Genomic DNA, 24,225 nt, shown 5'->3' with positions numbered 1-24,225 from the left:
TCTTCGGTTTAGCTTGGACCCCATGCTGATGCGACTGCGCGACATCCACAAGAGTTTCGCCGGGGCCGAGGGGCCGGTGCCGGTGTTGCGCGGCGTCGATCTCGAGCTCGCGGCGGGCGAGACCCTGGCGCTGACCGGCGAGAGCGGCTCGGGCAAGTCGACGCTTCTGCATCTCGTCGGCGGTCTCGACCGGCCCGATTCGGGCCGGATCGAGGTGGCCGGGACCGAGGTGACGGCGCTCGACGACTCGGGCCGCGCGAAGCTCCGGCGCGGCACGGTCGGCGTGGTGTTCCAGCAGTTCAACCTGATCCCCTCGCTGAATGTCGGCGACAACATCGCCTTCCAGGCCCGCCTCGCCGGGCGGCACGAGCCCGAGCAGGCGCAGGCCTTGGCCGAACGGCTGGGTCTCGCGGCGCATCTGTCGAAATACCCCGAGCAGCTGTCGGGCGGGCAGCAGCAGCGTACCGCCATCGCCCGCACGCTGGCGGCGAGGCCCGATCTCGTGCTGGCCGACGAGCCCACCGGCAATCTCGACGAGGCCACCGCCGAGGAGGTGCTGGGGGCGATGCTGGCGCTGGTCGAGGAGACCGGCGCGGCGCTGATGATGGTCACCCATTCCGAGCACCACGCCGCCCGCATGGCGCGGCGGCTGCATTTGTCGGGCGGGCAGGTCGCGTGACCCGGGCGGTGCTTGCGGCGCTTCTGTCGCACTGGAAGCGCGCGCCGCTGCAGCTCTTCACCCTGATCGCCGGCCTGGCGCTGGCCACGGGGCTCTGGTCCGGCGTGCAGGCGATCAACGCCGAGGCGCGGGCGAGCTATGACGCGGCAGCCGCGACGCTGGGCGAGGGGCGCTTCGACCGGATCGAGGCGGCGGCGGGGGGCGGCGTCGCGCTTTCCGACTACGTCGCGCTGCGCCGCGCCGGCTGGCAGGTGAGCCCGGTGGTCGAGGGGCGGCTCGCGGGCGTGCGCGTGGTCGGGCTGGAGCCGCTGACCGCGCCGGGCGGGCTCGGGCCGGTGGCGAGCGAGGACGCCGACGTCGCGGCCTTCCTGACCGGCGGCGGGCAGCTCTTCGGCCGGGCCGAGGTGCTGGACGCGCTGCCGGCGGACGGGCCCGAGAAGGTCGTCTCGCCCGACGTCGCGCCCGAGACCGCGATCACCGACATCTCGGTGGCGCGGCGGCTGCTGGGCCGCGAGGATCTCAGCTTCCTGCTGGTCGCGCCGGAGCAGCCGCTGGGCCGGCCGGACCTTGCCGAGATCGCCCCGGACCTCGCGCTGCGCCCGGCGCAGGCGGGCTCCGAGGTCGGGCGGCTGACCGACAGCTTCCACCTCAACCTCACCGCCTTCGGCCTGCTGTGCTTCGCGGTCGGCATCTTCATCGTGCACGGCGCGGTCGGCCTCGCCTTCGAGCAGCGCCGCCCCGTGCTGCGGACCCTGCGGGCGCTGGGCGTGCCGCTGAACCGGCTGGTGGTGCTGATGGCGGTGGAGCTGCTGGGCTTCGCGCTGATCGCGGGCACCATCGGCGTGGGCTTGGGCTGGCTGCTGGCGGCGAGCCTGCTGCCGGACGTCGCCGCGACCTTGCGCGGGCTCTACGGCGCCGAGGTGGCGGGCGGGCTGCAGCTGCGTCCGGTCTGGTGGCTCTCGGGCCTCGGCATCGCGCTCTTCGGCACGGCGGTCGCCGCGGGCGCGGCGCTGTGGCGGCTCGCCACCATGCCGCTTCTGGCCGCGGGCGGGCGGCGGGCCTGGGCGATGGCGGATGCGCGCTCGGCCCGGGTGCAGGCGGTGGCGGCGCTGGGGCTGCTGGCGCTGGCCGTCGGACTCGCGGTCTGGGGCGAGGGGCTGACGGCGGGCTTCGCGCTCTTGGGCACCGGCCTCGTCGGCGCGGCGCTGTTGCTGCCCGTGGCGCTGGGCGCGGTGATGCGGCTCGGGGCGCGCATGGCGCGCGGGCCTCTGGCGCAGTGGTTCTGGGCCGACACCCGCCAGCAGCTGCCGGGGCTGTCGCTGGCGCTGATGGCGCTTTTGCTGGCCATGGCCGCCAATATCGGCGTCTCGACCATGGTGTCGTCCTTCCGCGAGACCTTCACCGGCTTCCTCGACCAGCGCCTCGCGCCCGAGCTCTACATCGAGACCGCCGACGAGGATCAGGCCCGCGAGGTCGTGGCCTTTCTCGAGCCGCGCGTCCGCGCGGTGCTGCCGCTCGCCTCCGTCGAGACCGAGGTGGCGGGGATGCCGGCCTCGCTCAACCTCGCCCGGCCCGACCCGACCTACCCGGAGAACTGGCGCTTCCTGCAGGCGGTCGAGCGCCCTTGGGAGAAGCTCGCCGCGCAGGAGGGGCTTCTGGTCAACGAGCAGCTGTCGCGCCGCGCCGGTCTGGGGCTGGGCGATGCGGTGCGGATCGCGCCGGGGGTCGAGCTGCCGGTGCTCGGCGTCTATGGCGATTACGGCAACCCGCAGGGCGAGGTGATCGTCACCGAGGCGCTGTTCGGCGCGCTCCATCCCGGCATCGAGCCGCGCCGCTTCGGCCTGAGGCTCGAGCCCTCGGAGGTGCCGGCGCTGCGCGAGGCGCTGGTCGGGCAGGGGCTGCCGGCCTCGGCGATCACCGACCAGGCGGCGGTGAAGCGCTTTTCGCTGCAGGTGTTCGAGCGCACCTTCGCGGTGACGGCGGCGTTGAACGTGCTGACGCTGGCGGTGGCGGGCTTCGCGATCCTGATGTCGCTGCTGACGCTGGCGGCATTGCGCCTGCCGCAGCTCGCCCCGGTCTGGGCGCTGGGCCTGACCCGCCGCCGCCTCGCCGCGCTGGAAATGGCGCGCGCGGTGCTGCTGGCGGCGCTGACCGCGCTCTTCGCGCTGCCGCTGGGCCTCGCGCTGGCCTGGGTGCTGCTGGCGATCGTCAACGTCGCGGCCTTTGGCTGGCGGCTGCCGATGTTCCTGTTTCCGGCGGATTACGCGCTGCTCGGGCTGTTCGCGCTGCTGGCGGCCGGCCTCGCCGCGCTCTGGCCGGCGCTGCGGCTGGCGCGCACCCCGCCCGCCGCGCTGCTGGGGGTCTTCGCCAATGAACGCTAGATGGCTCGCCCCGCTTCTGCTGCTCTGCCTGCCGGGCCTCGCCCAGGCGCAGGGCTTCGCGGGCCTGGGCGGCGAGGCCGAGGCCTTCGCGCTGCCCGAACGCGGCGCGCCGCCCGTCTTTCCCGAGGATCACGGGCCGCATCCCGAATTCCGCATCGAGTGGTGGTACGTCACCGCCAACCTGAGCGGCCCGGATGGCACGCCCTACGGGTTGCAATGGACGCTGTTCCGCTCGGCCATCGCGCCGCGCGAGGCGGCGGGCTTCGACAGCCCGCAGGTCTGGCTCGGCCATGCCGCCGTCACCGGGCCGGACACGCATCTCTTCACCCAGCGGCTGGCGCGCGGCGGAATCGGGCAGGCGGGCGTGACCGCCCAGCCCTTCGAGGCCTTCATCGACGACTGGCGCATGGCGGGACCCGACTTCGACGACCTGCAGCTTTCGGCGACCGGCCCGGACTTCGCCTACGACGTGTCGCTCGCGGCGCAGGGGCCGCTCGTTCCGCACGGCGAGGAGGGCTACTCGGTCAAGTCGGCCGAGGGGCAGGCGAGCTACTACTATTCACAACCCTACTTCGCGGTGGAGGGCGTTCTGACCCTGCCCGAGGGCGAGGTGCCGGTGACCGGCACCGCCTGGTTCGACCACGAATGGTCCTCGCAGCCCTTGTCCGAGCGGCAGACCGGATGGGACTGGTTCTCGCTCTCCTTCGCGGGCGGCGAGAAGCTGATGGGCTTCCGGCTTCGCGAGGGCGAGGCGGGCGGTTACACTTACGCCAGCTGGATCGAGCCGGGCGGCGCGCTCACCCCCTATGTCGGGGCCTTCGAGGCCGAGCCTCTGGACCGTGTCGATCTCGACGGGATATCGGTGCCGGTGCGCTGGCGGGTGCGGCTGCCGCAGGAGGGGCTCGACGCCGAGGTGGCGGCGCTCAACCCCGAAAGCTGGAACGCGCTCTCGCCGCCCTACTGGGAGGGCCCCGTGACGGTGAGCGGCAGCCATGAAGGGCGGGGCTATCTGGAGATGACGGGCTATGAGTGAGCACGATCACACGACACTGGCGGGGCTTCTGGAGCTGGCGCGCGACCGGCTCGAGGCCGGGCTGCACGACAAGGACGCCGCCGCGCGGCTGCCGGTGCTGGCGACCCGCGACGCGCAGGGCTGGCCCTCGGCCCGGACCATGGTGCTCAGGGGCTTCGATCCGCGGGAATGGACGCTCGACATCCATTCCGACGCCGACGCGGCCAAGGTGCTGCAACTCACCGACGGGCCGCGCGCCGCGATCCATGTCTGGGACGCCGAGGCGAGCCTGCAGATCCGGATGCGCGCCCATGTCGTGCGCCTGCCGCACGAGGAGGAGAAGGTGTTCTGGGAGGACGTGCCCGAGCCCTCGCGCGCGCAATACGGCGCGGTGCCGCCGCCCGGCACCCCGATCGCCGCCGCCGACGCCTGGCGCCCGAACCCGCGGCCGGCGCGCTTCGCGGTGCTGCGCGCCCGCATCCTGCGGATCGAGGCGCTGCATATCGGCGAGATCCATCGCCGCGCCCGCTACGAGCGCGAGGAGGGCTGGCAGGGCAGCTGGCTGGTGCCGTGAGCCCGCGCGCTCTGGCAAGGCGCGGCCCGGAGGGGTAGATCGCCGCGCATGACGCCCCTCATCCCCCTGACCCGCGACCTCGTTCTGATCGGCGGCGGCCACGCCCATGCGCTTTTGCTGCGCCGCTGGGGCATGGACCCGCTGCCCGGCGTGCGCGTCACGCTGATCGATCCCGGCCCGCTCACCGCCTATTCCGGCATGCTGCCGGGGCTGGTGGCCGGGCATTACGACCTGCCCGAGACGCAGATCGACCTCGTCCGCCTCGCGCGCTTCGCCGGCGCGCGGCTGGTGCTGGGCCGGGCCGAGGAGATCGACCTCGCCGCGCGCGAGGTGGTGGTGGCCGGACGCCGCATCGGCTTCGACGCGGCCTCGATCGATGTCGGCGTGACCTCGGCCATGCCGCAGCTCGAAGGCTTCGAGGAACACGGCGTGCCCGCCAAGCCTTTGGGCCGCCTCGCGCGCGACTGGACCGCCTATCGCGACGGCGCGGGCCCGGCCCGCGTCGCGGTGATCGGCGGCGGCGTGGCCGGGGCGGAACTGGCCATGGCCGCCGCGCATGGCCTGCGACACCGCGAGGCCAAGGTCACCGTGATCGATCGTGAACGGCTCCTGTCCGAGACCTCGGAGGAGGCGCGCCGGCTGGTGAGGGACCGCATGGCGGGTCTCGGGGTCGAGGCGGTCGAGGGCACCGATGTCGCGCGGGTCGAGGCCGGGCGGGTGGTGCTTGCCGACGGGCGCGAGGTCGCCTCCGACTTCACCATCGGCGCGGCCGGGGCGAAGCCGCAGGGCTGGCTCGCGGAGACCGGCCTCGCCCACGAGGACGGCTTCGTCACCGTCGGCCCGACGCTGGAGACGAGCGCGCCCGGCATCTTCGCCGTGGGCGACTGCGCCCACATGGCGCACGACCCGCGCCCCAAGGCCGGGGTCTACGCCGTGCGGCAGGCACCGGTGCTGTTCGACAACCTGCGCGCCGCGCTCTCGGGCGGGCGGCTGCGCGACTACCGGCCGCAGAAGGACTACCTCAAGCTGGTCTCGCTCGGCGGCAAGGCGGCGATGGCCGAGAAATGGGGCCGCACCTACGCCAACCCGCTGCTCTGGCAGTGGAAGGACCGGATCGACCGCAAGTTCATGCGCAAGCTCTCGGACCTGCCGGAGATGAAGGCTCCGAAGCTGCCCGACCCGGTGGCCGAGGGCGTGATCGAGGCGCTGGGCGACAAGCCGATGTGCGGCGGCTGCGGCGCCAAGGTCGGGCGCGGCGCGCTGCGCGAGGCGCTGGCCGGTCTGCCGCCCGTGACCCGCGACGACGTCGTGCCGCTGCCCGGCGACGACGCCGCCGTGATCCGCACCGGTGGCGCGCGGCAGGTGATCTCGACCGACCACCTGCGCGCCATGGTCGAGGATCCGGCGCTGATGACAAGGATCGCCGCGATCCACGCGCTGGGCGACGTCTGGGCCATGGCCGCGCGGCCGCAGGCCGCCACGGTCAGCCTGATCCTGCCGCGCATGAGCGCCGAGATGCAGCGCCGCACCATGGCCGAGATCATGGCAGCGGCCCGCGAAGTGATGGACGAGGCGGGCGCCGCGATCCTTGGCGGGCACAGCTCGCTCGGCTCGGAGCTGACGGTGGGCTTCACCGTGACCGGTCTGTGCGATGCCGAGCCGGTGACGCTCGCGGGCGCGCAGCCCGGCGCGGCGCTGATCCTGACCAAGCCGATCGGCTCCGGCACGATCATGGCGGCCGAGATGGCCCGCGCCGCACCCGGACCGGTGGTGGCCGAGGCGTGGGAGGCGATGGTGCAGCCGCAGGGCCGGGCGTCCGGGATCCTCGCCGGCGCGCAGGCGATGACCGACGTCACCGGCTTCGGCCTCGCCGGGCATCTTGCGGGCATCTGCGAGGCCTCCGCCTGCGGCGCCGAACTCCGCGTCGCCGACGTGCCCTTGATGCAGGGCGCGCTGGAGCTGGCCGAGGCGGGCACGCGCTCGACGCTCTTCGCCGACAACCTTGCGGGCGCCGGCGCGGTGATCGCCGGTTCGGGCGGCGCGCGCCACGACCTCATGTTCGACCCGCAGACGGCAGGGGGATTGCTCGCGGCGGTGGCGGCGGATCAGGCCGAGGCGCTTCTGGCGCGGTTGCGGGCGGCGGGCTATCCGGCCGCGATCGTCGGGCGGATGACCGAGGGCGGCGGGCTGCGGCTGGTCTGAGGCGCGGTGGCCGGCCTGGGGGCGAGTATTTGAAGAGCGAAGTCGCCCATGGCCGGGCGCGGGCGCTGCCCCGGCTTGCGCCCGCGCCGTCCCCGGCGTAAGGCCGCGCGCCATGTTCACCGTCGCCGCCCTCTACCATTTCGCCCCGCTGCCCGACGCCGCGCTGCGCCGTGACGCGCTCTTCGCCTTCTGCGAGGCGCGCGGCATCGCCGGCACGCTGATCCTCGCCCATGAGGGCATCAATGGCACCGTCGCCGCGCCCGGGCGCGACGCGATCCTCGAACTGGTCGCGCATCTGCGCGGTTGGCCCGGCTTCGAAGCGCTGGAATGGAAGGAGAGCGCCGCCGACACCGCGCCCTTCCGCCGCCTCAAGGTGCGGCTCAAGCGCGAGATCGTCACCATGGGCCAGCCCGATGTCGACCCGCTGGGGCAGGTCGGCACCCACGTGCCGCCGGCCGAGTGGAACGCGCTGATCTCGGCCCCCGACGTCGTCACCATCGACACCCGCAACGACTACGAGGTGGAGATCGGCAGCTTCGCCGGCGCGGTTGACCCGGGCACCGGCAGCTTCCGCGAATTTCCCGGCTGGTGGGCGGCCAACCGCGAGCGGCTGCAGGGCAAGCGCGTCGCCATGTTCTGCACCGGCGGCATCCGCTGCGAGAAGTCCACGAGCTTCCTCAAGGCGCAGGGCGTCGAGGAGGTCTACCACCTGCAGGGCGGCATCCTGAAATACCTCGAGGAGGTGCCCGAGGAGCAAAGCCTGTGGCAGGGCGAATGCTTCGTCTTCGACGAGCGCGTCGCGGTGCGGCACGGGCTCGAGCAGGGCAGCCACGATCTCTGCCGCGCCTGCCGTCGCCCGGTCGCGCCCGGGGCCAAGGCCGACCCGGCCTATGTGGCGGGCGTGTCCTGCCCGGCCTGCGCGGGCGAGACCTCGGAGGAGGACAAGGCCCGCTTCGCCGAGCGCCAGCGCCAGATCGAGCTGGCCCGCGCCCGCGCCGCGCAATCGGGCTGACCCCCTACACCTTGACCCGGGGTCGGGCTAAGTGGGGCGACATGGATGTTGTCGTCACGTATCTGCGCGGCCTCGTGCCGGGCCGCCGGGCGCTGTTCGCGCTGGCCATCGGCGCGGTCTGCGGCTGGCTCGCCGCATTGGCCGGGATGCCGCTGCCCTGGATGCTCGGGCCGATGATCGGCAACACGCTGGCCGCGGTGCTGGCGCTGCCGGTGCGCGGGCCCGACCGGCTGCGCCCGCTGGTGATCCCGGTGATCGGCGTCATGCTCGGCTCGGCCATGTCGCCCGAGATGTTCGGCGCCGCCGGCCGCTACGCCGCGAGCTTCGCGCTGCTATTGCCCTTCCTCGGGCTGACGGCGCTGGTCTCCTACGCCGTCTATCGCCGGCTCGGGCGCTACGACCCGGTCACGGCCTTCTTCTCGGCCATGCCGGGCGGGCTGAACGACATGCTGATCCTCGGCGGTGCGGCGGGCGGCAACGAGAAGCGCATCGCGCTGGCCCATGCCGCGCGGGTGCTGCTGGTGATCCTCTTCGTGGTGCTGTTCTACGGCTACGCGCTCGACGTGACCTCGGACGAGGTGTCGCGCGGCACCGCCGCCACGGCGCTGGCGCCGCTCGACTGGCTGCTCCTGGGCGCGGCGGCGGTGGCGGGCGTGCCGCTGGGCAAGCTCATGCGGATGCCGGCGCCGCAGATCGTCGGGCCGATGCTCCTGAGCGGGGCGATGCACGTCACCGGCCTCGTCACCGTCGCGCCGCCGGGCTTCCTGATCGTGGTGGCGCAGGTGGTGATCGGCACGGTGATCGGCTGCCGCTTCCTCGGCACCACGGCGCGGCAGATCGGCCGCGACCTGAGCCTCGGCGCGGTGTCGTCGCTCGCCATGATCGCGGTGGCGGTGGGCTTCGCCACGGCGCTCACCGCGCTCACCGGCATCCCGCTGTCGCTGAGCTTCCTGGGCTATTCGCCGGGCGGGCTGACCGAGATGAGCCTGCTCGCGCTCGCGATGGGGCAGGACGTGGCCTATGTCTCGGTGCTGCACCTGGTGCGGATCATGCTGGTGATCTTCGCCGCGCAGCCGGTGTTCCGGCTGACGCGGCCCAGATCCGGACGGCCGGCTCAGAGCGGCGCGAAGCCGCCGCGCTCGGGGTCGTAGCACTCGAGGCTGCCGCCGCCGATATCGGTCCAGAGCCCGTGCAGCGTCAGCCGGCCCTGCTCGACCGCCTCGGCCACGAAGGGGAAGGTCATCAGGTTCTCGAGCGAGACCAGCACGCCTTCCTTCTCCAGCGCGGCGAGACGCTCTTCGGGCGTGCCCTCGGGCAGCCGGTCGTAGCCGGGGCGCAGCAGGTCCATCCAGCGGCCGACGAAGCTCGAGGTCTCCTCCAGCGCCGGGGCGTGGCCCTCGCACATGTCGTAGCAGCCCTTCACGCCGCCGCAGCTCGAATGGCCGATCACGATCAGATGCGGCACCTTGAGCGCGGTCACCGCGTATTCCACCGCCGCCGAGGTGCCGTGCTGCTGCCCGTCGGGCGCGTAGGGCGGCACGAGGTTGGCGATGTTGCGGTGCAGGAAGAACTCGCCCGGATCGGCGCCGAAGATCGAGGTGACATGCACCCGGCTGTCGCAGCAGGAGATCACCATGGCGCGCGGGTGCTGGCCTTCGCTGGCGAGCTTCTGGAACCAGCTGCGGTTCTCGGCGTAGGACGTGGCTTTCCAGCCGTGATAGCGCTTCACGAGGTAGTCCGGCAGCGGCCTTGCGACGGTCATTGGCGTCTCCTTGCGTCGGTTCGTTCTGAAATAGGCAAATTCGCGCCTTCTTTCGAGCCTTTTCCACGCCGGTCTCAACCCTTTTGCAAGCCCTCCGGCCGAAGCATCGGTCGCATGGACCACGCCTACCCGACATTCTCCGCCTCGGTCTGCGACCTTCTCGCCCGCCTGCCGGTGCCGCCGCCCCCGGCCGCGCCGCTGCCGCGCCCCGGCGCCCTGCGGCTGGCGCGCCGGCTCGCGCGGCTGCACGCGGCGCTGGACGGCGGCGCCTTCGCCCGGCTGGAGGCCGAGGCCCGCGCGATCGAACGGCTGGCCCGGTCGGCCGGCCATGCCGAGATGGCCCGCCTCGCGGCCCGGGTGACGGGCGGCATCGCGGCCGCGGACGCGGCGGCGCTGGCCGCGCTGGTGGCGCGGCTGTCGCGCAGCGGCCGGGCGGCGCTGGCCGCGCCCGAGGCACCGCGCGGCCGGCGGATCTGAGCCTTCCGGCTTGCGGCGGCGCGCGGCGCGGCTAGTCTCTGCGCCGACCCCAGCAGACGCACAGGACGCCCGCCATGCCGCATGCCGATTTCGCCCCCGCCAGCGCCGAGGCGCGCCCGCTGCATCTTGTCGCCGCCGACCGGCTCGACGCCGCTCTGGCCGCGCTGCCGGCGCCGGCCCGCGCCTGGGCCGAGGCGCAGGGCTTCAAGGCCGCCGCCGGCGCCGTGCTGCCGCTGCCGGACGGGGCGGGCGGCCTGTGGGGCGCGCTGGTGGGCCTCGGCGACGCCAAGGCGCGGGCGCGCGGCCGTTTCATCGCCGCCGGCGCCGCCTCGAAGCTGCCCGAGGGCGACTGGCGGCTCGACGGCGAGACCGACCCGGCGCTGGCCGAAGAGACCGCTCTGGGCTGGCTGATGGAGAGCTACCGCTTCGACCGCTACGCCAGGCAGGGCGCGGCGAAGGCCCGCCTCGTCGCGCCCGAGGGCGTCGACGCCGACCGCATCCGCGCCATCGCCGCCGGCGAGGCGCTGACCCGCGATCTGATCAACACGCCGGCCGCCGACATGGGCCCGGCCGAGCTGGAGGAGGCGGCCGAGGATCTGGCGGAGGCCTATGGCGCGCGGCTCGCGGTCACGCAGGCGGGCGACCTGATCGCCGCCAACCTGCCGCTCATCCACACCGTCGGCCGCGCCGCCGCGCCGCACCGCGCGCCGCGGCTGATCGACATGCGCTGGGGTGACGCGGGCCCGACGCTGACGCTGGTCGGCAAGGGGGTCTGCTTCGACACCGGCGGGCTCAACCTCAAGCCCGGCGCCTCGATGGGGCTGATGAAGAAGGACATGGGCGGCGCGGCCACCGTGCTCGGCCTCGCGCAGATGATCATGGCGCTGGGGCTGAAGGTCCGGCTGCGGGTGCTGATCCCGGCGGTGGAGAACGCGGTCTCGGGCGACGCCTTCCGCCCCGGCGACATCCTGCAAAGCCGCAAGGGGCTGACGGTCGAGGTCAACAACACCGACGCCGAGGGGCGGCTGGTGCTCGCCGACGCGCTGGCGCTCGGGGCCGAGGAGAACCCCGACCTGATGATCTCGATGGCGACGCTGACAGGCGCTGCGCGGGTCGCGGTGGGCGCCGATCTCGCGCCGTTCTACAGCGATGCCGACGCCGATGCCGAGGCGATCGCGCGCGCTGCGCGCAAGGTGGCCGACCCGGTCTGGCGGATGCCGTTCCACGACCCCTACGAGCCGATGATCGAGCCCGGCATCGCCGATCTCGACAACGCGCCCTCCGGCGGCATGGCGGGCTCGATCACCGCCGCGCTGTTCCTGCGCCGCTTCGCCGAGGGCACGCGCTACGCGCATTTCGACATCTACGGCTGGAACCCCAAGCCCGCCCCGGCGCGGCCCAAGGGCGGCGTCGGCATGGGGGCGCGGGCGCTTCTGGAGGCGATGCCCGAGCTGCTGGGCCTCGGGGCATGAGCGCGATGGACCGCCGCCTCACCCCCGCCAATGGCCGCGTCGCGGCGCTGGAGCTGCAGGGCCGGGTCGAGGCCGAACGCTTCGTCGCGCCGATGGCGGCGCGGGTGGCGCGCCCGGTGCTCGACCTTCTGGCCGCGCCCGGCGGCGCGCGCGAGCGGCAGCTCTTGTCGGGCGAGGCGGTCGAGCTGTTCGAGACGCGCGAGGGCTGGGCCTTCGTCCGCGCCGCGCGCGACGGCTATTGCGGCTATGTCGCGGCCGAGGCCCTGGCCGAGCCGCGCGATGCCACCCACATCGTCGCCACCCCCGCCACGCATCTCTATGCCGAGGCCGACATCAAGTCGCCCGACCTCGCGCATCTGAGCTTCGGCAGCCGTGTCACCGTGACGAACGAGCTGAAGACGCTCTTCGAGACGCCAGAGGGTTTCATCCCCAAGAAGCACCTGCGCGAGGTCGACCGGCCGTTCCAGGACCCGGTGACGGTGGCGCAGATGTTCTTCGGCACGCCGTATCTGTGGGGCGGCAACTCCAAGCTCGGCATCGATTGCTCGGGGCTGGTGCAGGCGGCGCTTCTGGCCTGCGGCATCCCCTGCCCGGGCGACAGCGACCTGCAGCAGGCGCTGGGCCGCGACGTGGACGGCGAGGCGCCCGAGCGCGGCGATCTGTGGTTCTGGAAGGGGCACGTGGCGATGCTGGTCGATCCCGAGACCATCATCCACGCCAACGGCCACGCCATGGCGGTGACCTACGAGGATGCGCGCAAGGCCGCGCTCAGGATCGAGGCGCAGGGCGACGGGCCGGTGACCCACCGCCGCCGGCTCTGATCTACTCGATCACCCGGAAGCGGCGCGCGTCGAAGACCTTGAGCACCTGCGCGATGTCGTCGCCGCGCCGCAGCACCTGTCCCTCGGGGCCGACCACCGAGAACTGGCCCTGTTTCAGCCGCAGCTTCGGGCGCTTCTCGATTCGGTAGAGCGGGATCTCGGCGGTGCGGCGGAAGATCGAGAACACCGCCATCTCGCGCAGGCTGGCGATCGCGTAGTCGCGCCACTCGCCGGCGGCGACCATGCGCCCGTAGACCGACAGGATCGGCCCCAGCTCGGTCCGGTGGAAGGCGACCTGCTCGTGGGGGCGCGCCGGGAACGGCGTTGGGGGCTGCAGCGTCATGGCTCCAGAGTTACGCGGGCCGTGCGTCATTTCAAGGGCGAGGCGTCCGCCACGCGATTGCCGCGAAATCACCCCCGGCCCGACCGTGGCGCACCGCATCGCCGCCGCGCGGGGCCGGCAAGAAGGGGTCAGCGGCAGGCTCCCGCCCCGGCGCGGCGATCATCAGCCCCCACCTGACCCGCGAAGGGACGGGGCCTGCTTGCGCATTTTCACGGCCCGGACGCCCCGGCGTCCGGGCCGTCTCGCGTTCAGCCGCAGAAGATCCGCGCGATGCGCCCGGCGGCGTCGATCTCGAAGTTGAGCCGCGTCGGCAGGAAATCCATCGTCACCGCGTCGCCGGGGCGGATCACCCGCACCGGGCGCAGGATCAGCTCGCGTTCGAGCGCGGTGGCGTCCTGCCCGATCAGCCGGGCATAGGGCGCGGCGGCGCAGCTGTCCTCGACCGGCATCTGCGGCCTGTCGGGCGGCGGCGGGGCCGCGGGCGCGCTGGCGCAGGCGGCGGCGAGAAGCGGGGCGAGGAGCAAGAGGCGATGCATGGCCGGAGCCTGCCGCGCCGCGCGGACCCGCGCAAGGGCGCACAGAGGCTGCGCAGGGGCTGCGCGGGGCCTCTTCGACGCGGATGCGCGGCGCCGCTCCCATTGATCTTCCTGCGCCTTTCCGCGACGCTTCGCCCCGACGCGCGCCGCTCTTCGGCGCGCAGCCATTCCCGGAGGTATCCCATGCGCACACGTGCCGCCGTCGCGACCGAGGCCGGAAAGCCGCTCGAGATCATGGAGGTGAATCTCGACGGCCCGAAAGCCGGCGAGGTCATGGTCGAGATCAAGGCCACCGGCATCTGCCACACCGACGAGTTCACGCTCTCGGGCGCCGACCCCGAGGGGCTGTTCCCGGCGATCCTCGGCCATGAGGGCGCGGGCGTGGTGGTCGAGGTGGGCGAGGGCGTGACCTCGCTCAAGAAGGGCGACCACGTCATCCCGCTCTACACGCCGGAATGCCGGCAATGCCCCTCCTGCCTGAGCCAGAAGACCAACCTGTGCACGTCGATCCGGGCCACGCAGGGCCAGGGCCTGATGCCCGACGGCAGCTCGCGCTTCTCGACGCTCGATGGCGACCCGATCCTGCACTACATGGGCTGCTCGACCTTCGCCAACCACACCGTGCTGCCCGAGATCGCGCTGGCCAAGGTGCGCGAGGACGCCCCTTTCGACAAGATCTGCTACATCGGCTGCGGCGTCACCACCGGCGTCGGCGCGGTGATCCACACCGCGCAGGTCGAGATCGGCTCCACGGCGGTGGTGTTCGGGCTGGGCGGCATCGGCCTCAACGTGATCCAGGGCCTGAAGCTCGCGGGCGCCGACATGATCATCGGCGTCGACATCAACGACGACAAGAAGGAATGGGGCGAGCGCTTCGGCATGACCCATTTCGTCAACCCCAAGGAGATCGGCGAGGACATCGTGCCGTATCTCGTCAACCTGACCAAGCGGCGCGGCGACCTGATCGGCGGGGCGGACTACACCTTCGACTGCACCGGCAACGTCACGGTGATGCGGCAGGCGCTGGAAAGCGCGCATCGCGGCTGGGGCGTGTCGGTGGTGATCGGCGTGGCGCCGGCGGGGGCCGAGATCTCGACCCGGCCGTTCCAGCTGGTGACGGGCCGCACCTGGAAGGGCACCGCCTTCGGCGGCGCGCGCGGCCGCACCGACGTGCCGAAGATCGTCGACTGGTACATGGAGGGGAAGATCGAGATCGACCCGATGATCACCCACAAGCTCAAGCTCGACGACATCAACCAGGGCTTCGACCTGATGCACAAGGGCGAGAGCATCCGCTCGGTCGTGGTCTACTGACCCCTTGCCGGTGGCCGGCCCGGGGCCGGCCACCGCGCGTCTCTCAGGCCTCGACCACGGTCTCGAAGCCGCCGAAGATCATCCGCTTGCCGTCGAAGGGCACCTTGTCGGGGGCGAAGACCTCCCAGCGCGGATCGCTCTCCATGTTGGCCATGCAGGCGTCGCGCGCCGCGCGGTCGGGCCATTCGATCCACGAGAACACCACCGTTTCCTCGGGCGTCTTCTTCACCGCCATCGGAAACGAGGTGACCTCGCCGTCGGGCACGTCGACGCCCCAGCATTCGCGCATCGAGACCGCGCCGTATTCCTTGAACAGGGGCCAGCAGTCGCGCGACAGCGCGATGTAGTCGTCCTTGCGGGCGTTCGGCACCGCGACGACGAATCCGTCGATGAAGCTCATGGGTCCGTTCCTCCTTGCCGGTCCGCCGGGACCGCGCGGCAAGCCTACGCCCGGCCACCTGAGTCCCGCAAACGAAAAGTTCACCATTCGTTCCGGTGCGGCGCATGGCTTCGGCTTGACGCGCGGCGTCAGGGGGGCGATGGCCGAAGGCAACCATTGATGGAGGCCCGCGATGCCCGAGACCCGCCCGCTCTACGCCGTGCTGATCGACGCCGACAACATCCCGGCGCGCTTCGCCAAGCCGATCCTCAAGGAGATCACCTCCTTCGGCGAGCCGGCGCTGCGCCGGGTCTATGGCGACTGGTCGGCCGAGCGGCTGCGCGGCTGGGCCGAGAACGTGCGCGCGCTGGGCCTCGTCGCGCATCAGGAGACCGCCAACACCAAGGGCAAGAACGCCTCCGACATCGGGCTGGTGATCGACGCGATGGACATCCTGCACACGGGCCGCTTCGACGGTTTCGTGCTGGTCTCGTCCGACAGCGACTTCACGGCGCTCGCCAACCGCATCCGCGAGCAGGGGCTCGACGTGATCGGCATCGGCGAGGCCAAGGCGCCGGAGAGCCTGCGCAAGGTCTGCAACCGCTTCGTGCTGATCGAGAACCTGGTCGACGAGCCGGCGCCGCAGAAGACCGGCGAGCCCGCCGGCGAGACGCCCGCCCCCTCGGGCAAGAAGCCGCCTCTGGAGGCGGTGCCGCTGATCCTGCGGGCGATGGACAAGATCGAGCAGGACGACGACGAGTGGTACCCGCTCGGGCCGATCGGCCAGTACATCACCGCCGACAACCCGGATTTCGACGTGCGCAGCTACGGCAAGCGCAAGCTGTCGGACCTGGTGCTGGACCTGAAGCGCTTCGAGACCCGCCGGGTCGGCAACCAGCTGCAGGTCCGGCGCAAGGACTGATCAGGCGCCGTAACGCGCGAGGAAGGTCTCGACCGCGCCGCGGGTGACGCGCTGGCATTCCTCGGGCGTGAAGTCCTGCGTGACGTTGAAGATCGCGCGGTAGAACAGGTCGGCGCGGCACAGCTCGTGGAACTGGTCGGCGGCAAGCGCGAAATCCTCGATCTCGACCTCGCCGCGGGCGGCGGCCTCCTCGAGGTAGCCCACCATGTGGCCGCGCGCCATCTCGGGACCCGAGCGGTGGAAGGCGCGGCCGATGTCGGGAAAGCGCGCGCTCTCGGCCACGAAGACGCGGAACATCCGCAGGCCGAACTCCGAGGTGTAGAAGGCGACCATGCGCTCGGCCGCGTCGGTGAGCACCTCGGCCACCGGGCGCGAGGTGTCGATCTTGGCCATGGCGTTGGTGGCGCGCTCCGAGCATTCGGTGCGCGCGACCTCGAGGAACAGCAGCCGCTTGTCGGGGAAGTAGCTGTAGAGCGTGGCCTTCGAGACCCCGGCGGCACGGGCGATGTCGTCGACGCTCGCGCCTTCGAAGCCTTCGCCCATGAACACCTCTCGGGCGCCGGCCAGCACCTGATCGTATTTGCGACCCTTGCGGATCTCTTGCGGTTGCGCGGTCATCGCCTCTCCCGGTTGCGCGGACAAGTCTAGCGCGGTGCCGCGCGCTCCGCCAGCAATGGGGCTTGTCACGACGGTGCGCTCTGGTAGTTTGGAATCATTCTAAAGTGCTGGAGTTGCCATGATCCCCGGTTTCTCGTCCCGTCGCCGGTTCAACGATCTGTCGGAACAGGAGGTCCTGGCGCTCGCGATTTCCTCGGAGGAAGACGACGCGCGGATCTACCGGCTCTATGCCGAGCGGCTGCGCGCGGGCTACCCGGCCTCGGCGGCGGTGTTCGACGGCATGGCTGCCGAGGAGGACGGGCATCGCCGGCAGCTGATCGACCTGCACCGGTCGCGCTTCGGCGAGGTGATCCCGCTTCTGCGGCGCGAGCATGTCGCGGGCTTCCACGCCCGCCGCCCGGTCTGGCTGGTCGAGAATCTGAGCCTCGACACGATCCGCGCGCAGGCGGCCGAGATGGAGCGCGAGGCCGGAGCCTTCTACGCCCGCGCCGCCGCCCGCGCCGGCGACGCGGCGACGCGGCGGCTGCTGGGCGATCTCGCCGCCGCCGAGGCCGGCCACCAGGACACGGCGCAGGCGCTGGAGGAGGAGCACCTGACCGACGGCGCGCGCGCCGACGAGGACCACGCGGCGCGGCGGCAGTTCGTGCTGACCTACGTGCAGCCGGGGCTCGCCGGGCTGATGGACGGCTCGGTCTCGACGCTGGCGCCGATCTTCGCCACCGCCTTCGCCACGCAGGACACGCACACCACCTTCCTCGTCGGCCTCGCCGCGAGCGTCGGCGCCGGCATCTCGATGGGCTTCACCGAGGCGGTGTCCGACGACGGCCAGCTCTCGGGGCGCGGCTCGCCGATCAAGCGCGGCTTCGCCACCGGCATCATGACCACCATCGGCGGTCTGGGCCACGCGCTGCCCTACCTGATCCCGCATTTCTGGACCGCGACGATCACCGCCATCGTGATCGTCTTCATCGAGCTCTGGGCGATTGCCTGGATCCAGAGCCGCTACATGGACACGCCGTTCTTCCGCGCCGCCTTCCAGGTGGTGCTGGGCGGCGCGCTGGTCTTCGCCGCGGGAGTGCTGATCGGCGGCGGCTAGGGTTCACTTCACTCCGCAAATACGCATGGCCCGCCGCCCCGGGGTTCGCGCCGCGCTTCGCCTTGCGCCCGTCCGCGCCATTGGCGAGAGTGCCCGGCAAGAGGGGGAGGGACCGATGACCGCGATGGAGATCAGCTACAGGCCGCTGCCGCTGCCCGACCGGCGCGAGATGAGCGACGACGAGATGGTGGCCGCCGCGCGGGACCATTTCGCGGCGATGGCGACGCGCCACAGCGTGCGCGACTTTTCCGACCGCCCCGTGCCGCGCGAGGTGATCGAGACCGCGATCGCCACCGCCGGGCGCGCGCCCTCTGGCGCCAACCAGCAGCCCTGGCACTTCGTGGCGATCTCGGACCCGGCGATGAAGGCGAAGATCCGCGCCGCCGCCGCCGAGGAGGAGGAGAAGTTTTACGGCGGCGGCGCGCCCGACGAGTGGATCGCCGCGCTCGAGCCCATCGGCACGGGTGCCTCGAAGCCGCATCTCGACATCGCGCCCTGGCTGATCGTGGTCTTCGCCCAGCGCTGGGGCGAGCGCGACGGCGAGAAGGTCAAGCACTACTACGTCCCCGAGAGCGTCGGTCTCGCCACCGGCTTCCTGATCGGCGCGCTGCATTTGTCGGGGCTGTCGGTGCTGACCCACACCCCCAACCCGATGAAGTTCCTGACCGGGCTCTGCGGCCGGCCCGAGGCCGAGAAGCCGGTGATGATCCTCGCGGTGGGCCACCCGGCCGAGAGCGCTACCGTCCCGGCGGTGGCCAAGATGAAGAAGCCGCTCGACGAGATCATGACCGTGATCGGGGCGGGAACGGAGAACGCATGAAGACGATCAGCGAGAACACCTGTTTCGGCGGCGTCCAAGGGGTCTACTCGCACATGAGCGAGGCGACCGGCACCGAGATGACCTTCGGGCTCTACCTGCCCGAGGAGGCGCAGGAGGGGCCGGTGCCGGTGCTGTGGTTCCTGTCGGGGCTGACCTGCACGCATGAGAACGCGATGACCAAGGCCGGCGCGCAGCGCTGGGCGGCCGAGCAGGGGATCGCGCTGGTCTTTCCCGACACCTCGCCGCGCGGGGCGGGCGTGGCCGATGACGACGCCTTCGACATGGGGCAGGGCGCGGGGTTCTACCTCAACGCCACCGAGGAGCCGTGGGCCGCGCATTACCGGATGTGGGACTACGTCGCCGAGGAGCTGCCGAGCCTGCTCGAGGGGCAGTTCGCCATCGACGAGGGGCGGCAGTCGATCACCGGGCACTCGATGGGCGGGCATGGCGCGCTCACCATGGCGATGCGGCTGCCGGGGCGGTTCCGCTCGGTCTCGGCCTTCGCGCCGATCTGCCACCCGACGCAGAGCGAGTGGGGCCGCAAGCAGTTCACGGCCTATCTGGGCGCGGACGAGGCCGCCTGGGCGCGGCACGACGCGACGCTGCTGATGACCAAGACCGGCTTCGACGGCCCGCTGCTGATCGACACCGGCACCGCCGACCAGTTCGGCGACAAGCTCGGGACGGAAGCCTTCGCCCGCGCCATGGCCGAGCGGCGCCAGCCCGGCACGCTCAGGCTGCAGCGGGGCTACGACCACAGCTACTTCTTCGTGTCGTCCTTCATCGAGGATCACGTGGACTTCCACGCGAACGCGCTCTGGTCGTGATCTATGTCGACGCCGATGCCTGCCCGGTGAAGGCCGAGGCCGAGCGGGTCGGCACCCGCCACGGGCTGCGCGTGGCCTTCGTCTCGAATGGCGGGCTGCGCCCGTCGCAGAACCCTCTGGTCGACACGGTGATCGTGCCCGAGGGGCCGGACGTGGCCGACATGTGGATCGCCGAGCGGGCCGGCCCCGGCGACGTGGTGGTGACGGGCGACATCCCGCTCGCGGCGCGCTGCGTCGAGGGCGGCGCGCTGGTGATCAAGCCCAATGGCGAGACGCTGGATGCGCGCAATGTGGGCCAGGCGCTGGCGGTGCGCGACCTGATGGCCGACCTGCGCGCCGCCGACCCGTTCCGGCAGGGCGGCGGCCGCGCGTTTTCGAAGGCCGACCGCTCGCGCTTTCTCGACGCGCTGGAGCGGCTGGTACGCAAGGCGAAGGGGGCGGCATGAGCAGCATCGCGGCGGTGGTGTTCGACATCGGCAACGTGCTGATCGAGTGGAACCCCGAGCGGGTCTACGACCGGCTGATCGGGCCTGCGCGCCGCGCGGCGCTGTTCGACGCGGTCGACCTGCACGGCATGAACGCCCGGGTCGATCTGGGCGAGGCGCTGGGCGAGGCGGTGGCGCATCTGGCGCGGGCCGAGCCCGACTGGGCCGACGAGATCGCGATCTGGCACGACCGCTGGATCGAGATGGCGAGCCCGGCGATCCCGCGCTCGGTGCGGCTCTTGCGGGCGCTGCGCCGGGCCGAGGTGCCGGTCTTCGCGCTGACCAATTTCGGCGCCGACACCTTCGCGCTGGCGGGCGAGCATTACCCGTTCCTGACCGAGTTCGACGCGAGCTTCGTCTCGGGCCGGCTGCGGATGGCGAAGCCCGAGCCCGAGATCTACGCCGCGCTGGAGCAGGGCACCGGCGTCGCGCCGGGGCGGCTCCTGTTCGCGGACGACCGGGCCGAGAACGTCGCAGCCGCCGCCGCGCGCGGCTGGCGCACCCATCACTTCACCGGCCCCGATGGCCTGGCCGAGAGGCTGGTCTCCGAGGGGCTTCTGACCGAGCAGGAGGCCGCATGACCGAGATCGTCCCCTTCGAGGCCGAGGAAAAACTCGACTGGATCGCGCTCAGCGACGCGATCTGGGAGGGCCACCGCCTGCCGCCGGCGCAGGTCAACGACAGCTTTCTCTACCGCGGCGACGACACGCTTCTGAACCGCTCGGCCTGGATCGACGGGCTGGGCATCGCGGTGAAGGTCGCGGCGATCTTTCCGGGCAACAAGCAGGCCGGCAAACCGAGCGTCAATGGCGCGGTGACCCTCCTGTCTGACGTGGACGGCACGCTCGAGGCGGTGGTCGACTTCGCGCTGGTGACCAAGTGGAAGACCGCGGGCGACAGCCTGCTGGCGGCGCGCAGGCTCGCGCGCCCCGACAGCCGCGAGATCCTGATCGTCGGCGCGGGCAACGTCGCGGCCTCGCTGCGCGAGGCCTATGGCGCGGCCTTTCCGGAGGCGCGCTTCACCGTCTGGAACCGCTCGCGCGAGGGGGCGGAGCGGCTGAAGGAGCGCCACCCGGACATCGAGATCGCCGAGGATCTCGAGCAGGCGGTCGGCCGGGCCGACATCGTCACCTGCGCGACCATGGCCAAGCAGCCGGTGATCCGCGGCGACTGGCTGAGGCCCGGTCAGCATCTCGACCTGATCGGCGCCTTCACGCCCGAGATGCGCGAGGCCGACGACCGGGCGCTGCAGCGGGCGCGGGTCTTCGTGGATTCGAAGGCGACCACCTTCGACCATATCGGCGAACTGAAGATCCCGCTGGAGAGTGGCGCGATCCGCCGCGAGGACGTGGTGGCGGAGTACACCGACCAGGACCGCTTCGCGCGGGGCGGCGAGGACGAGATCACGCTGTTCAAGAACGGCGGCGGCGCGCATCTCGACCTGATGGTGGCGCGGCACATCCTCGAACGCTGGCGTTCGGCCTGAAGGATTTGCGCTGGCGTTCGGCCTGAAGGATTTGCGCTGGCGTTCGGCCTGAAGGATTTACGCTGGCGTTCGGCCTGAACGTCTTACGCCGGCGTTTGGCCCGAGCGTCCTGCGCCGGCGCGCGGCCCGGCGGCCCCGCGCCGGTTCAGTCCGCGAGCCCCGGCTGGTCGAGCAGGGTCCGGCCTTGCCGGTCCTCGACCTCGATCACCCAGAGATCGGGGTCGAAGCGCTTTTGCCGGTCGATCGCGGCGTCGACCTCGGGCTCTTCCCCCTCGGCCAGCACGATCCAGGTGCGCGCGCCGCTCATCAGGTCGAGGCTGCGCTGGTGGCAGCGCGCCTGACCGTCGAGCGTGTTCGACTTGACCAGCACCGCGCCCGCCGTCTCGTCGCCCCGGGCGGTGACGAAGGCGGGGATGTCGTGCAGGCGCAGCCGGGCGAGATAGGCCGAGACCCAGATGCCGGCGGCGAGCCGCGGCTCAGCCATTCCCGTCCTTGTAGTCGAGCCCCATCTCGGAATAGCGCTCCTTCTCCTCGAGCCAGTTCGGGCGGACCTTCACCTGCAGGAAGAGATGCACCTTGCGGCCCAGGAACTCGGTCAGTTCCTCGCGCGCGGCCTTGGAGACGGCCTTGATGGTCTCGCCGCCGCGGCCCAGCACGATGCCCTTGTGGCCCTCGCGGGCGACGTAGATCATCTGGTCGACCCGGGCCGAGCCGTCCTCGCGCTCCTGCCAGCTCTCGGTCTCGACGGTGAGCTCGTAGGGCAGCTCCTGATGCAGGCGCAGCGTCAGCTTCTCGCGCGTCATCTCGGCGGCGATCATCCGGAGCGGCAGGTCGGCGAGCTGGTCCTCGGGGTAGAGCCAGGGGCCCTTGGGCATTTCCTGCCCGAGCCATTCCTTGAGATCGGCCGCGCCGTGGCCGCGCTCGGCCGAGATCATGAAGGTCTTCACGAAGGGGTGCGCGTCGTTGAGGTCCTGCGCCAGCTTCAGGAGCTGCTCGGACTTCACCTTGTCGATCTTGTTGATCGCGAGCGCCACCGGCTTGCGGCCCAGCCGCTCGGGCAGCGCGTCGAGGATGGCGCGCACGCCGTCGGTGATGCCGCGATGCGCCTCGACCAGAAGCACCACCATGTCGGCATCGGCCACCCCGCTCCAGGCGGCGGCGACCATGGCGCGGTCGAGCCGGCGGCGCGGGCGGAACAGGCCCGGCGTGTCGACGAAGACGATCTGGCTCTGCTCCTCCATCGCGACGCCGCGGATGCGGGCGCGGGTGGTCTGCACCTTGTGCGTGACGATCGAGACCTTGGCCCCGACCATGCGGTTCAACAGGGTCGACTTGCCGGCATTGGGCTCGCCGATCAGCGCCACGTAGCCGGCGCGGGTCTCGCCCTCGGGGCCGCCGATCGGGGCGGCCGGTGTGATGTCGTCGTTATCGCTCATTCGCTCACCCGTTTCAGCAGCGCGGCCGCCGCCGCCTGTTCCGCCTGCCGCTTGGAGCCGGCGGTGGCGCTCTCGGCCGGCCCGGAGGCCAGTTTCACTTCGATCGTGAAGACCGGCGCGTGGTCCGGTCCTTCGCGCGCGGTCTCGGCGTAGGAGGGCGGCGGCTCGCCGCGCGCCTGCGCCCATTCCTGCAGCGCCGTCTTGGGGTCGCGGGCATCCACCTCGACCCGCTTCACCCGGTCGCCCCAGAGCCGGCGCACCACGGCGCGCGCCGTCTCGAAGCCGGCGTCGAGATAGACCGCGGCGATCACCGCCTCCATCGCGTCGGCCAAGAGCGCCTCCTTGCGGCGACCGCCCGACTTCATCTCCGAGCGGCCCAGCCGCAGCACGGTGCCGATCTCGATCTCGCGCGCCACCTCGGCGCAGGTCTCGCGGCGCACCAGCGCGTTGAAGCGCGGCGCGATCTGGCCTTCGGTCGCGGCACGGTCGGCCTCGAGCAGCGCCTCGGCCATCACCAGCCCCAGCACCCGGTCGCCCAGAAACTCGAGCCGCTGGTTGTCGTCGCGCATCGGCCCGGAGATCGAGCCATGCGTCACCGCGCGCGACAGCAGGTCGGGCCGCGAGAACTCGTGGCCCAGACGCGCCGCGAAGGCCTTCATCTCGGCCGAGAGCTTCATTCCACCGCCTTGAAGAAGCGGTCGCCGCGCCAGGTCCAGAAGGCCAGCATCGAGCGGCCGGCCGAGGAGAACATGATCCGGTCGGCGCGGCCGACGAGATCGGCGAAGGGCACGAAGCCGACGCCGCGGGCGTTCTGCGGCACCCGGCTGTCGGTCGAGTTGTCGCGGTTGTCGCCCATGAAGAACAGGTGATCCTCGGGCACGGTGTAGACGCCGGTATTGTCGGAAGACTGCGGCGCGATGTCGAGCACCGAGTGCGAGACGCCGTTGGGCAGGGTCTCGACATACTTGGTCTTCTCGCAGGCCGCGCCCATGCCGACCGCGCCGTTGCGGCAGCGCGGCATCAGGCCCTGCGGCCCCTGCCGCTCCATCACCTCGGTGAAGGTGCCGTCGGGCTCGTAGCCCACCGCCTCGTCGTTGAGATAGAGCTGGCCGCCCTGCATCTGGATGCGGTCGCCCGGCAGGCCGATCACCCGCTTGATGAAGTCCTCGCCGGTGACGGGGTGGCGGAACACCACCACGTCGCCGCGCTCGGGGTACTCGCCCCAGAGCCGGTCGCCGTCGCCGCCCTTGGCCCAGCCGCAGACATCCTCGGCCGAGACGTCGATGCCGAGCGCGCCGATCCGCACCGAGGGGCAGGAGGCGTAGGAGTAGCCATAGGCCATCTTGTTGACGAACAGGAAGTCGCCGATCAGCAGCGTGTCCTTCATCGAGCCCGACGGAATCCAGAAGGGCTGGAAGAACAGCGTGCGGAACACGCCCGCGATCAGGAGCGCCCAGAACACGGTCTTCACCGTTTCCCAGATGCTGTGGACGATGCCGTGCTTCTCGGCGTCGGGTCTGCTGGCCATGCGTCGGTCCTTCGGGGTTTCGGCGCTACATGCGGGGGGGCGG

General features: G+C 71.9%; 27 protein-coding genes. 18 read left to right on the top strand and 9 right to left on the bottom strand.

The window, feature by feature from the left end; genetic code table 11:
- Positions 1-22: 22 nt before the first annotated feature.
- The 7 genes from BLT43_RS07985 to BLT43_RS07955 all read left to right on the top strand — a co-directional run bounded on the left by BLT43_RS07985 (position 23) and on the right by BLT43_RS07955 (position 9,011).
- Positions 23-679, top strand: coding sequence for an ABC transporter ATP-binding protein (locus BLT43_RS07985; protein WP_090111716.1), 657 nt, complete (start codon positions 23-25; stop codon positions 677-679).
- Positions 676-3,060: an ABC transporter permease gene (locus tag BLT43_RS07980; RefSeq protein WP_090111714.1), complete on the top strand. Its 2,385-nt coding sequence runs from the start codon at positions 676-678 to the stop codon at positions 3,058-3,060. The genes BLT43_RS07985 and BLT43_RS07980 overlap by 4 nt, the downstream gene beginning before the upstream one ends.
- Positions 3,050-4,093, top strand: coding sequence for a lipocalin-like domain-containing protein (locus BLT43_RS07975; RefSeq protein WP_090111712.1), 1,044 nt, complete (start codon positions 3,050-3,052; stop codon positions 4,091-4,093). Before BLT43_RS07980 ends, BLT43_RS07975 begins: the two co-directional genes overlap by 11 nt.
- Positions 4,086-4,646: a pyridoxamine 5'-phosphate oxidase family protein gene (locus tag BLT43_RS07970; protein ID WP_090111710.1), complete on the top strand. Its 561-nt coding sequence runs from the start codon at positions 4,086-4,088 to the stop codon at positions 4,644-4,646. The genes BLT43_RS07975 and BLT43_RS07970 overlap by 8 nt, the downstream gene beginning before the upstream one ends.
- Before the next feature lie 48 nt (positions 4,647-4,694).
- Complete coding sequence (gene selD / locus BLT43_RS07965) at positions 4,695-6,848, top strand: selenide, water dikinase SelD (protein ID WP_090111708.1); 2,154 nt, start codon at positions 4,695-4,697, stop codon at positions 6,846-6,848.
- Between the two features lie 112 nt (positions 6,849-6,960).
- Positions 6,961-7,860: an oxygen-dependent tRNA uridine(34) hydroxylase TrhO gene (trhO, locus tag BLT43_RS07960; RefSeq protein WP_090111706.1), complete on the top strand. Its 900-nt coding sequence runs from the start codon at positions 6,961-6,963 to the stop codon at positions 7,858-7,860.
- Between the two features lie 41 nt (positions 7,861-7,901).
- Positions 7,902-9,011 carry an AbrB family transcriptional regulator gene (locus BLT43_RS07955; RefSeq protein ID WP_090111704.1) on the top strand — a complete coding sequence of 370 codons (1,110 nt, stop codon included), beginning with the start codon at positions 7,902-7,904 and terminating at the stop codon, positions 9,009-9,011.
- On the opposite strand, the gene BLT43_RS07950 is transcribed toward BLT43_RS07955, so the two are convergent.
- The gene (locus BLT43_RS07950) at positions 8,975-9,622 is read right to left on the bottom strand and encodes a carbonic anhydrase (RefSeq protein WP_090111702.1); all 648 of its coding nucleotides are present in this window, start codon (positions 9,620-9,622) and stop codon (positions 8,975-8,977) included. The genes BLT43_RS07955 and BLT43_RS07950 overlap by 37 nt on opposite strands.
- Positions 9,623-9,736: 114 nt before the next feature.
- Between BLT43_RS07950 and BLT43_RS07945 the strand changes: the two genes are divergently transcribed.
- From BLT43_RS07945 to BLT43_RS07935, 3 genes are all read left to right on the top strand, one after another.
- Positions 9,737-10,099, top strand: a complete 363-nt coding sequence (locus tag BLT43_RS07945) for a hypothetical protein (protein WP_090111700.1) — start codon at positions 9,737-9,739, stop codon at positions 10,097-10,099.
- A 74-nt stretch (positions 10,100-10,173) separates the two neighbouring features.
- Positions 10,174-11,571, top strand: a complete 1,398-nt coding sequence (locus tag BLT43_RS07940; protein WP_090111698.1) for a leucyl aminopeptidase family protein — start codon at positions 10,174-10,176, stop codon at positions 11,569-11,571.
- 5 nt (positions 11,572-11,576) lie between these two features.
- Positions 11,577-12,392: a C40 family peptidase gene (locus BLT43_RS07935; RefSeq protein ID WP_090111696.1), complete on the top strand. Its 816-nt coding sequence runs from the start codon at positions 11,577-11,579 to the stop codon at positions 12,390-12,392.
- 1 nt (position 12,393) lies between these two features.
- Here the strand turns inward: BLT43_RS07935 and BLT43_RS07930 are convergent, their stop codons facing one another.
- Together BLT43_RS07930 and BLT43_RS07925 are read right to left on the bottom strand one after the other, a co-directional pair.
- Positions 12,394-12,735, bottom strand: coding sequence for a DUF2794 domain-containing protein (locus BLT43_RS07930; protein ID WP_090111694.1), 342 nt, complete (start codon positions 12,733-12,735; stop codon positions 12,394-12,396).
- Between the two features lie 248 nt (positions 12,736-12,983).
- On the bottom strand, positions 12,984-13,271 hold the full coding sequence (locus BLT43_RS07925; protein WP_090111692.1) for an I78 family peptidase inhibitor: 288 nt from the start codon (positions 13,269-13,271) through the stop codon (positions 12,984-12,986).
- Positions 13,272-13,454: 183 nt separating this feature from the next.
- Here BLT43_RS07925 and BLT43_RS07920 point away from each other — a divergent pair, with 183 nt between their 5' ends.
- On the top strand, positions 13,455-14,585 hold the full coding sequence (locus BLT43_RS07920; protein WP_090111691.1) for an S-(hydroxymethyl)glutathione dehydrogenase/class III alcohol dehydrogenase: 1,131 nt from the start codon (positions 13,455-13,457) through the stop codon (positions 14,583-14,585).
- Between the two features lie 43 nt (positions 14,586-14,628).
- On the opposite strand, the gene BLT43_RS07915 is transcribed toward BLT43_RS07920, so the two are convergent.
- On the bottom strand, positions 14,629-14,985 hold the full coding sequence (locus BLT43_RS07915; protein WP_090111690.1) for a DUF1428 domain-containing protein: 357 nt from the start codon (positions 14,983-14,985) through the stop codon (positions 14,629-14,631).
- A gap of 172 nt (positions 14,986-15,157) precedes the next feature.
- On the opposite strand from BLT43_RS07915, the gene BLT43_RS07910 reads away from it, so the two are divergent.
- Positions 15,158-15,886 (top strand): NYN domain-containing protein, encoded by a 729-nt coding sequence (locus tag BLT43_RS07910; RefSeq protein ID WP_090111689.1) that lies wholly within the window; start codon positions 15,158-15,160, stop codon positions 15,884-15,886.
- Here BLT43_RS07910 and BLT43_RS07905 read toward each other — a convergent pair whose 3' ends face one another.
- Positions 15,887-16,504 carry a TetR/AcrR family transcriptional regulator gene (locus tag BLT43_RS07905; protein WP_090111688.1) on the bottom strand — a complete coding sequence of 206 codons (618 nt, stop codon included), beginning with the start codon at positions 16,502-16,504 and terminating at the stop codon, positions 15,887-15,889. It abuts the gene before it with no gap.
- A gap of 118 nt (positions 16,505-16,622) precedes the next feature.
- Here BLT43_RS07905 and mbfA point away from each other — a divergent pair, with 118 nt between their 5' ends.
- The 6 genes from mbfA to BLT43_RS07875 all read left to right on the top strand — a co-directional run bounded on the left by mbfA (position 16,623) and on the right by BLT43_RS07875 (position 21,218).
- The gene (mbfA, locus tag BLT43_RS07900) at positions 16,623-17,600 is read left to right on the top strand and encodes an iron exporter MbfA (RefSeq protein WP_090111687.1); all 978 of its coding nucleotides are present in this window, start codon (positions 16,623-16,625) and stop codon (positions 17,598-17,600) included.
- 115 nt (positions 17,601-17,715) lie between these two features.
- Positions 17,716-18,420, top strand: coding sequence for a nitroreductase family protein (locus BLT43_RS07895; RefSeq protein ID WP_090111686.1), 705 nt, complete (start codon positions 17,716-17,718; stop codon positions 18,418-18,420).
- Positions 18,417-19,247: an S-formylglutathione hydrolase gene (fghA, locus tag BLT43_RS07890; RefSeq protein WP_090111685.1), complete on the top strand. Its 831-nt coding sequence runs from the start codon at positions 18,417-18,419 to the stop codon at positions 19,245-19,247. Before BLT43_RS07895 ends, fghA begins: the two co-directional genes overlap by 4 nt.
- The gene (locus BLT43_RS07885) at positions 19,238-19,693 is read left to right on the top strand and encodes a YaiI/YqxD family protein (RefSeq protein ID WP_090112343.1); all 456 of its coding nucleotides are present in this window, start codon (positions 19,238-19,240) and stop codon (positions 19,691-19,693) included. The genes fghA and BLT43_RS07885 overlap by 10 nt, the downstream gene beginning before the upstream one ends.
- Positions 19,690-20,313: an HAD family hydrolase gene (locus BLT43_RS07880; protein WP_090111684.1), complete on the top strand. Its 624-nt coding sequence runs from the start codon at positions 19,690-19,692 to the stop codon at positions 20,311-20,313. Before BLT43_RS07885 ends, BLT43_RS07880 begins: the two co-directional genes overlap by 4 nt.
- Positions 20,310-21,218, top strand: a complete 909-nt coding sequence (locus tag BLT43_RS07875) for an ornithine cyclodeaminase family protein (RefSeq protein WP_090111683.1) — start codon at positions 20,310-20,312, stop codon at positions 21,216-21,218. Before BLT43_RS07880 ends, BLT43_RS07875 begins: the two co-directional genes overlap by 4 nt.
- A gap of 145 nt (positions 21,219-21,363) precedes the next feature.
- Here the strand turns inward: BLT43_RS07875 and BLT43_RS07870 are convergent, their stop codons facing one another.
- Genes BLT43_RS07870 through lepB form a run of 4 tightly spaced genes read right to left on the bottom strand, consistent with a single transcriptional unit; the run spans position 21,364 to position 24,182 of the window.
- Positions 21,364-21,702 (bottom strand): DUF1491 family protein, encoded by a 339-nt coding sequence (locus BLT43_RS07870; protein ID WP_090111682.1) that lies wholly within the window; start codon positions 21,700-21,702, stop codon positions 21,364-21,366.
- On the bottom strand, positions 21,695-22,654 hold the full coding sequence (gene era / locus BLT43_RS07865; RefSeq protein ID WP_090111681.1) for a GTPase Era: 960 nt from the start codon (positions 22,652-22,654) through the stop codon (positions 21,695-21,697). The genes BLT43_RS07870 and era overlap by 8 nt, the downstream gene beginning before the upstream one ends.
- Complete coding sequence (gene rnc / locus BLT43_RS07860) at positions 22,651-23,331, bottom strand: ribonuclease III (protein ID WP_090111679.1); 681 nt, start codon at positions 23,329-23,331, stop codon at positions 22,651-22,653. The genes era and rnc overlap by 4 nt, the downstream gene beginning before the upstream one ends.
- Positions 23,328-24,182, bottom strand: a complete 855-nt coding sequence (gene lepB / locus BLT43_RS07855) for a signal peptidase I (RefSeq protein ID WP_090111677.1) — start codon at positions 24,180-24,182, stop codon at positions 23,328-23,330. The genes rnc and lepB overlap by 4 nt, the downstream gene beginning before the upstream one ends.
- Between the last annotated feature and the right edge of the window lie 43 nt (positions 24,183-24,225).

Origin of the sequence: Limimaricola pyoseonensis, assembly GCF_900102015.1 — a bacterium.
In the GTDB taxonomy this organism is placed as follows: domain Bacteria; phylum Pseudomonadota; class Alphaproteobacteria; order Rhodobacterales; family Rhodobacteraceae; genus Limimaricola; species Limimaricola pyoseonensis.
This window is presented reverse-complemented; position numbering and strand designations above follow the sequence as displayed.

Excerpts from the sequence above, each read along its gene's own strand:
- BLT43_RS07875 (WP_090111683.1), top strand. The coding sequence starts at position 20,310 with ATGACCGAGATCGTCCCCTTCGAGGCCGAGGAAAAACTCGACTGGATC.
- BLT43_RS07930 (WP_090111694.1), bottom strand. The coding sequence starts at position 12,735 with ATGACGCTGCAGCCCCCAACGCCGTTCCCGGCGCGCCCCCACGAGCAG.
- BLT43_RS07870 (WP_090111682.1), bottom strand. The coding sequence starts at position 21,702 with ATGGCTGAGCCGCGGCTCGCCGCCGGCATCTGGGTCTCGGCCTATCTC.
- selD (WP_090111708.1), top strand. The coding sequence starts at position 4,695 with ATGACGCCCCTCATCCCCCTGACCCGCGACCTCGTTCTGATCGGCGGC.
- BLT43_RS07975 (WP_090111712.1), top strand. The coding sequence starts at position 3,050 with ATGAACGCTAGATGGCTCGCCCCGCTTCTGCTGCTCTGCCTGCCGGGC.
- BLT43_RS07920 (WP_090111691.1), top strand. The coding sequence starts at position 13,455 with ATGCGCACACGTGCCGCCGTCGCGACCGAGGCCGGAAAGCCGCTCGAG.
- mbfA (WP_090111687.1), top strand. The coding sequence starts at position 16,623 with ATGATCCCCGGTTTCTCGTCCCGTCGCCGGTTCAACGATCTGTCGGAA.
- BLT43_RS07970 (WP_090111710.1), top strand. The coding sequence starts at position 4,086 with ATGAGTGAGCACGATCACACGACACTGGCGGGGCTTCTGGAGCTGGCG.
- BLT43_RS07880 (WP_090111684.1), top strand. The coding sequence starts at position 19,690 with ATGAGCAGCATCGCGGCGGTGGTGTTCGACATCGGCAACGTGCTGATC.
- trhO (WP_090111706.1), top strand. The coding sequence starts at position 6,961 with ATGTTCACCGTCGCCGCCCTCTACCATTTCGCCCCGCTGCCCGACGCC.
- lepB (WP_090111677.1), bottom strand. The coding sequence starts at position 24,182 with ATGGCCAGCAGACCCGACGCCGAGAAGCACGGCATCGTCCACAGCATC.
- fghA (WP_090111685.1), top strand. The coding sequence starts at position 18,417 with ATGAAGACGATCAGCGAGAACACCTGTTTCGGCGGCGTCCAAGGGGTC.
- BLT43_RS07915 (WP_090111690.1), bottom strand. The coding sequence starts at position 14,985 with ATGAGCTTCATCGACGGATTCGTCGTCGCGGTGCCGAACGCCCGCAAG.
- BLT43_RS07940 (WP_090111698.1), top strand. The coding sequence starts at position 10,174 with ATGCCGCATGCCGATTTCGCCCCCGCCAGCGCCGAGGCGCGCCCGCTG.
- BLT43_RS07945 (WP_090111700.1), top strand. The coding sequence starts at position 9,737 with ATGGACCACGCCTACCCGACATTCTCCGCCTCGGTCTGCGACCTTCTC.
- BLT43_RS07910 (WP_090111689.1), top strand. The coding sequence starts at position 15,158 with ATGCCCGAGACCCGCCCGCTCTACGCCGTGCTGATCGACGCCGACAAC.
- era (WP_090111681.1), bottom strand. The coding sequence starts at position 22,654 with ATGAGCGATAACGACGACATCACACCGGCCGCCCCGATCGGCGGCCCC.
- rnc (WP_090111679.1), bottom strand. The coding sequence starts at position 23,331 with ATGAAGCTCTCGGCCGAGATGAAGGCCTTCGCGGCGCGTCTGGGCCAC.
- BLT43_RS07955 (WP_090111704.1), top strand. The coding sequence starts at position 7,902 with ATGGATGTTGTCGTCACGTATCTGCGCGGCCTCGTGCCGGGCCGCCGG.
- BLT43_RS07935 (WP_090111696.1), top strand. The coding sequence starts at position 11,577 with ATGGACCGCCGCCTCACCCCCGCCAATGGCCGCGTCGCGGCGCTGGAG.
- BLT43_RS07985 (WP_090111716.1), top strand. The coding sequence starts at position 23 with ATGCTGATGCGACTGCGCGACATCCACAAGAGTTTCGCCGGGGCCGAG.
- BLT43_RS07895 (WP_090111686.1), top strand. The coding sequence starts at position 17,716 with ATGACCGCGATGGAGATCAGCTACAGGCCGCTGCCGCTGCCCGACCGG.
- BLT43_RS07925 (WP_090111692.1), bottom strand. The coding sequence starts at position 13,271 with ATGCATCGCCTCTTGCTCCTCGCCCCGCTTCTCGCCGCCGCCTGCGCC.
- BLT43_RS07950 (WP_090111702.1), bottom strand. The coding sequence starts at position 9,622 with ATGACCGTCGCAAGGCCGCTGCCGGACTACCTCGTGAAGCGCTATCAC.
- BLT43_RS07905 (WP_090111688.1), bottom strand. The coding sequence starts at position 16,504 with ATGACCGCGCAACCGCAAGAGATCCGCAAGGGTCGCAAATACGATCAG.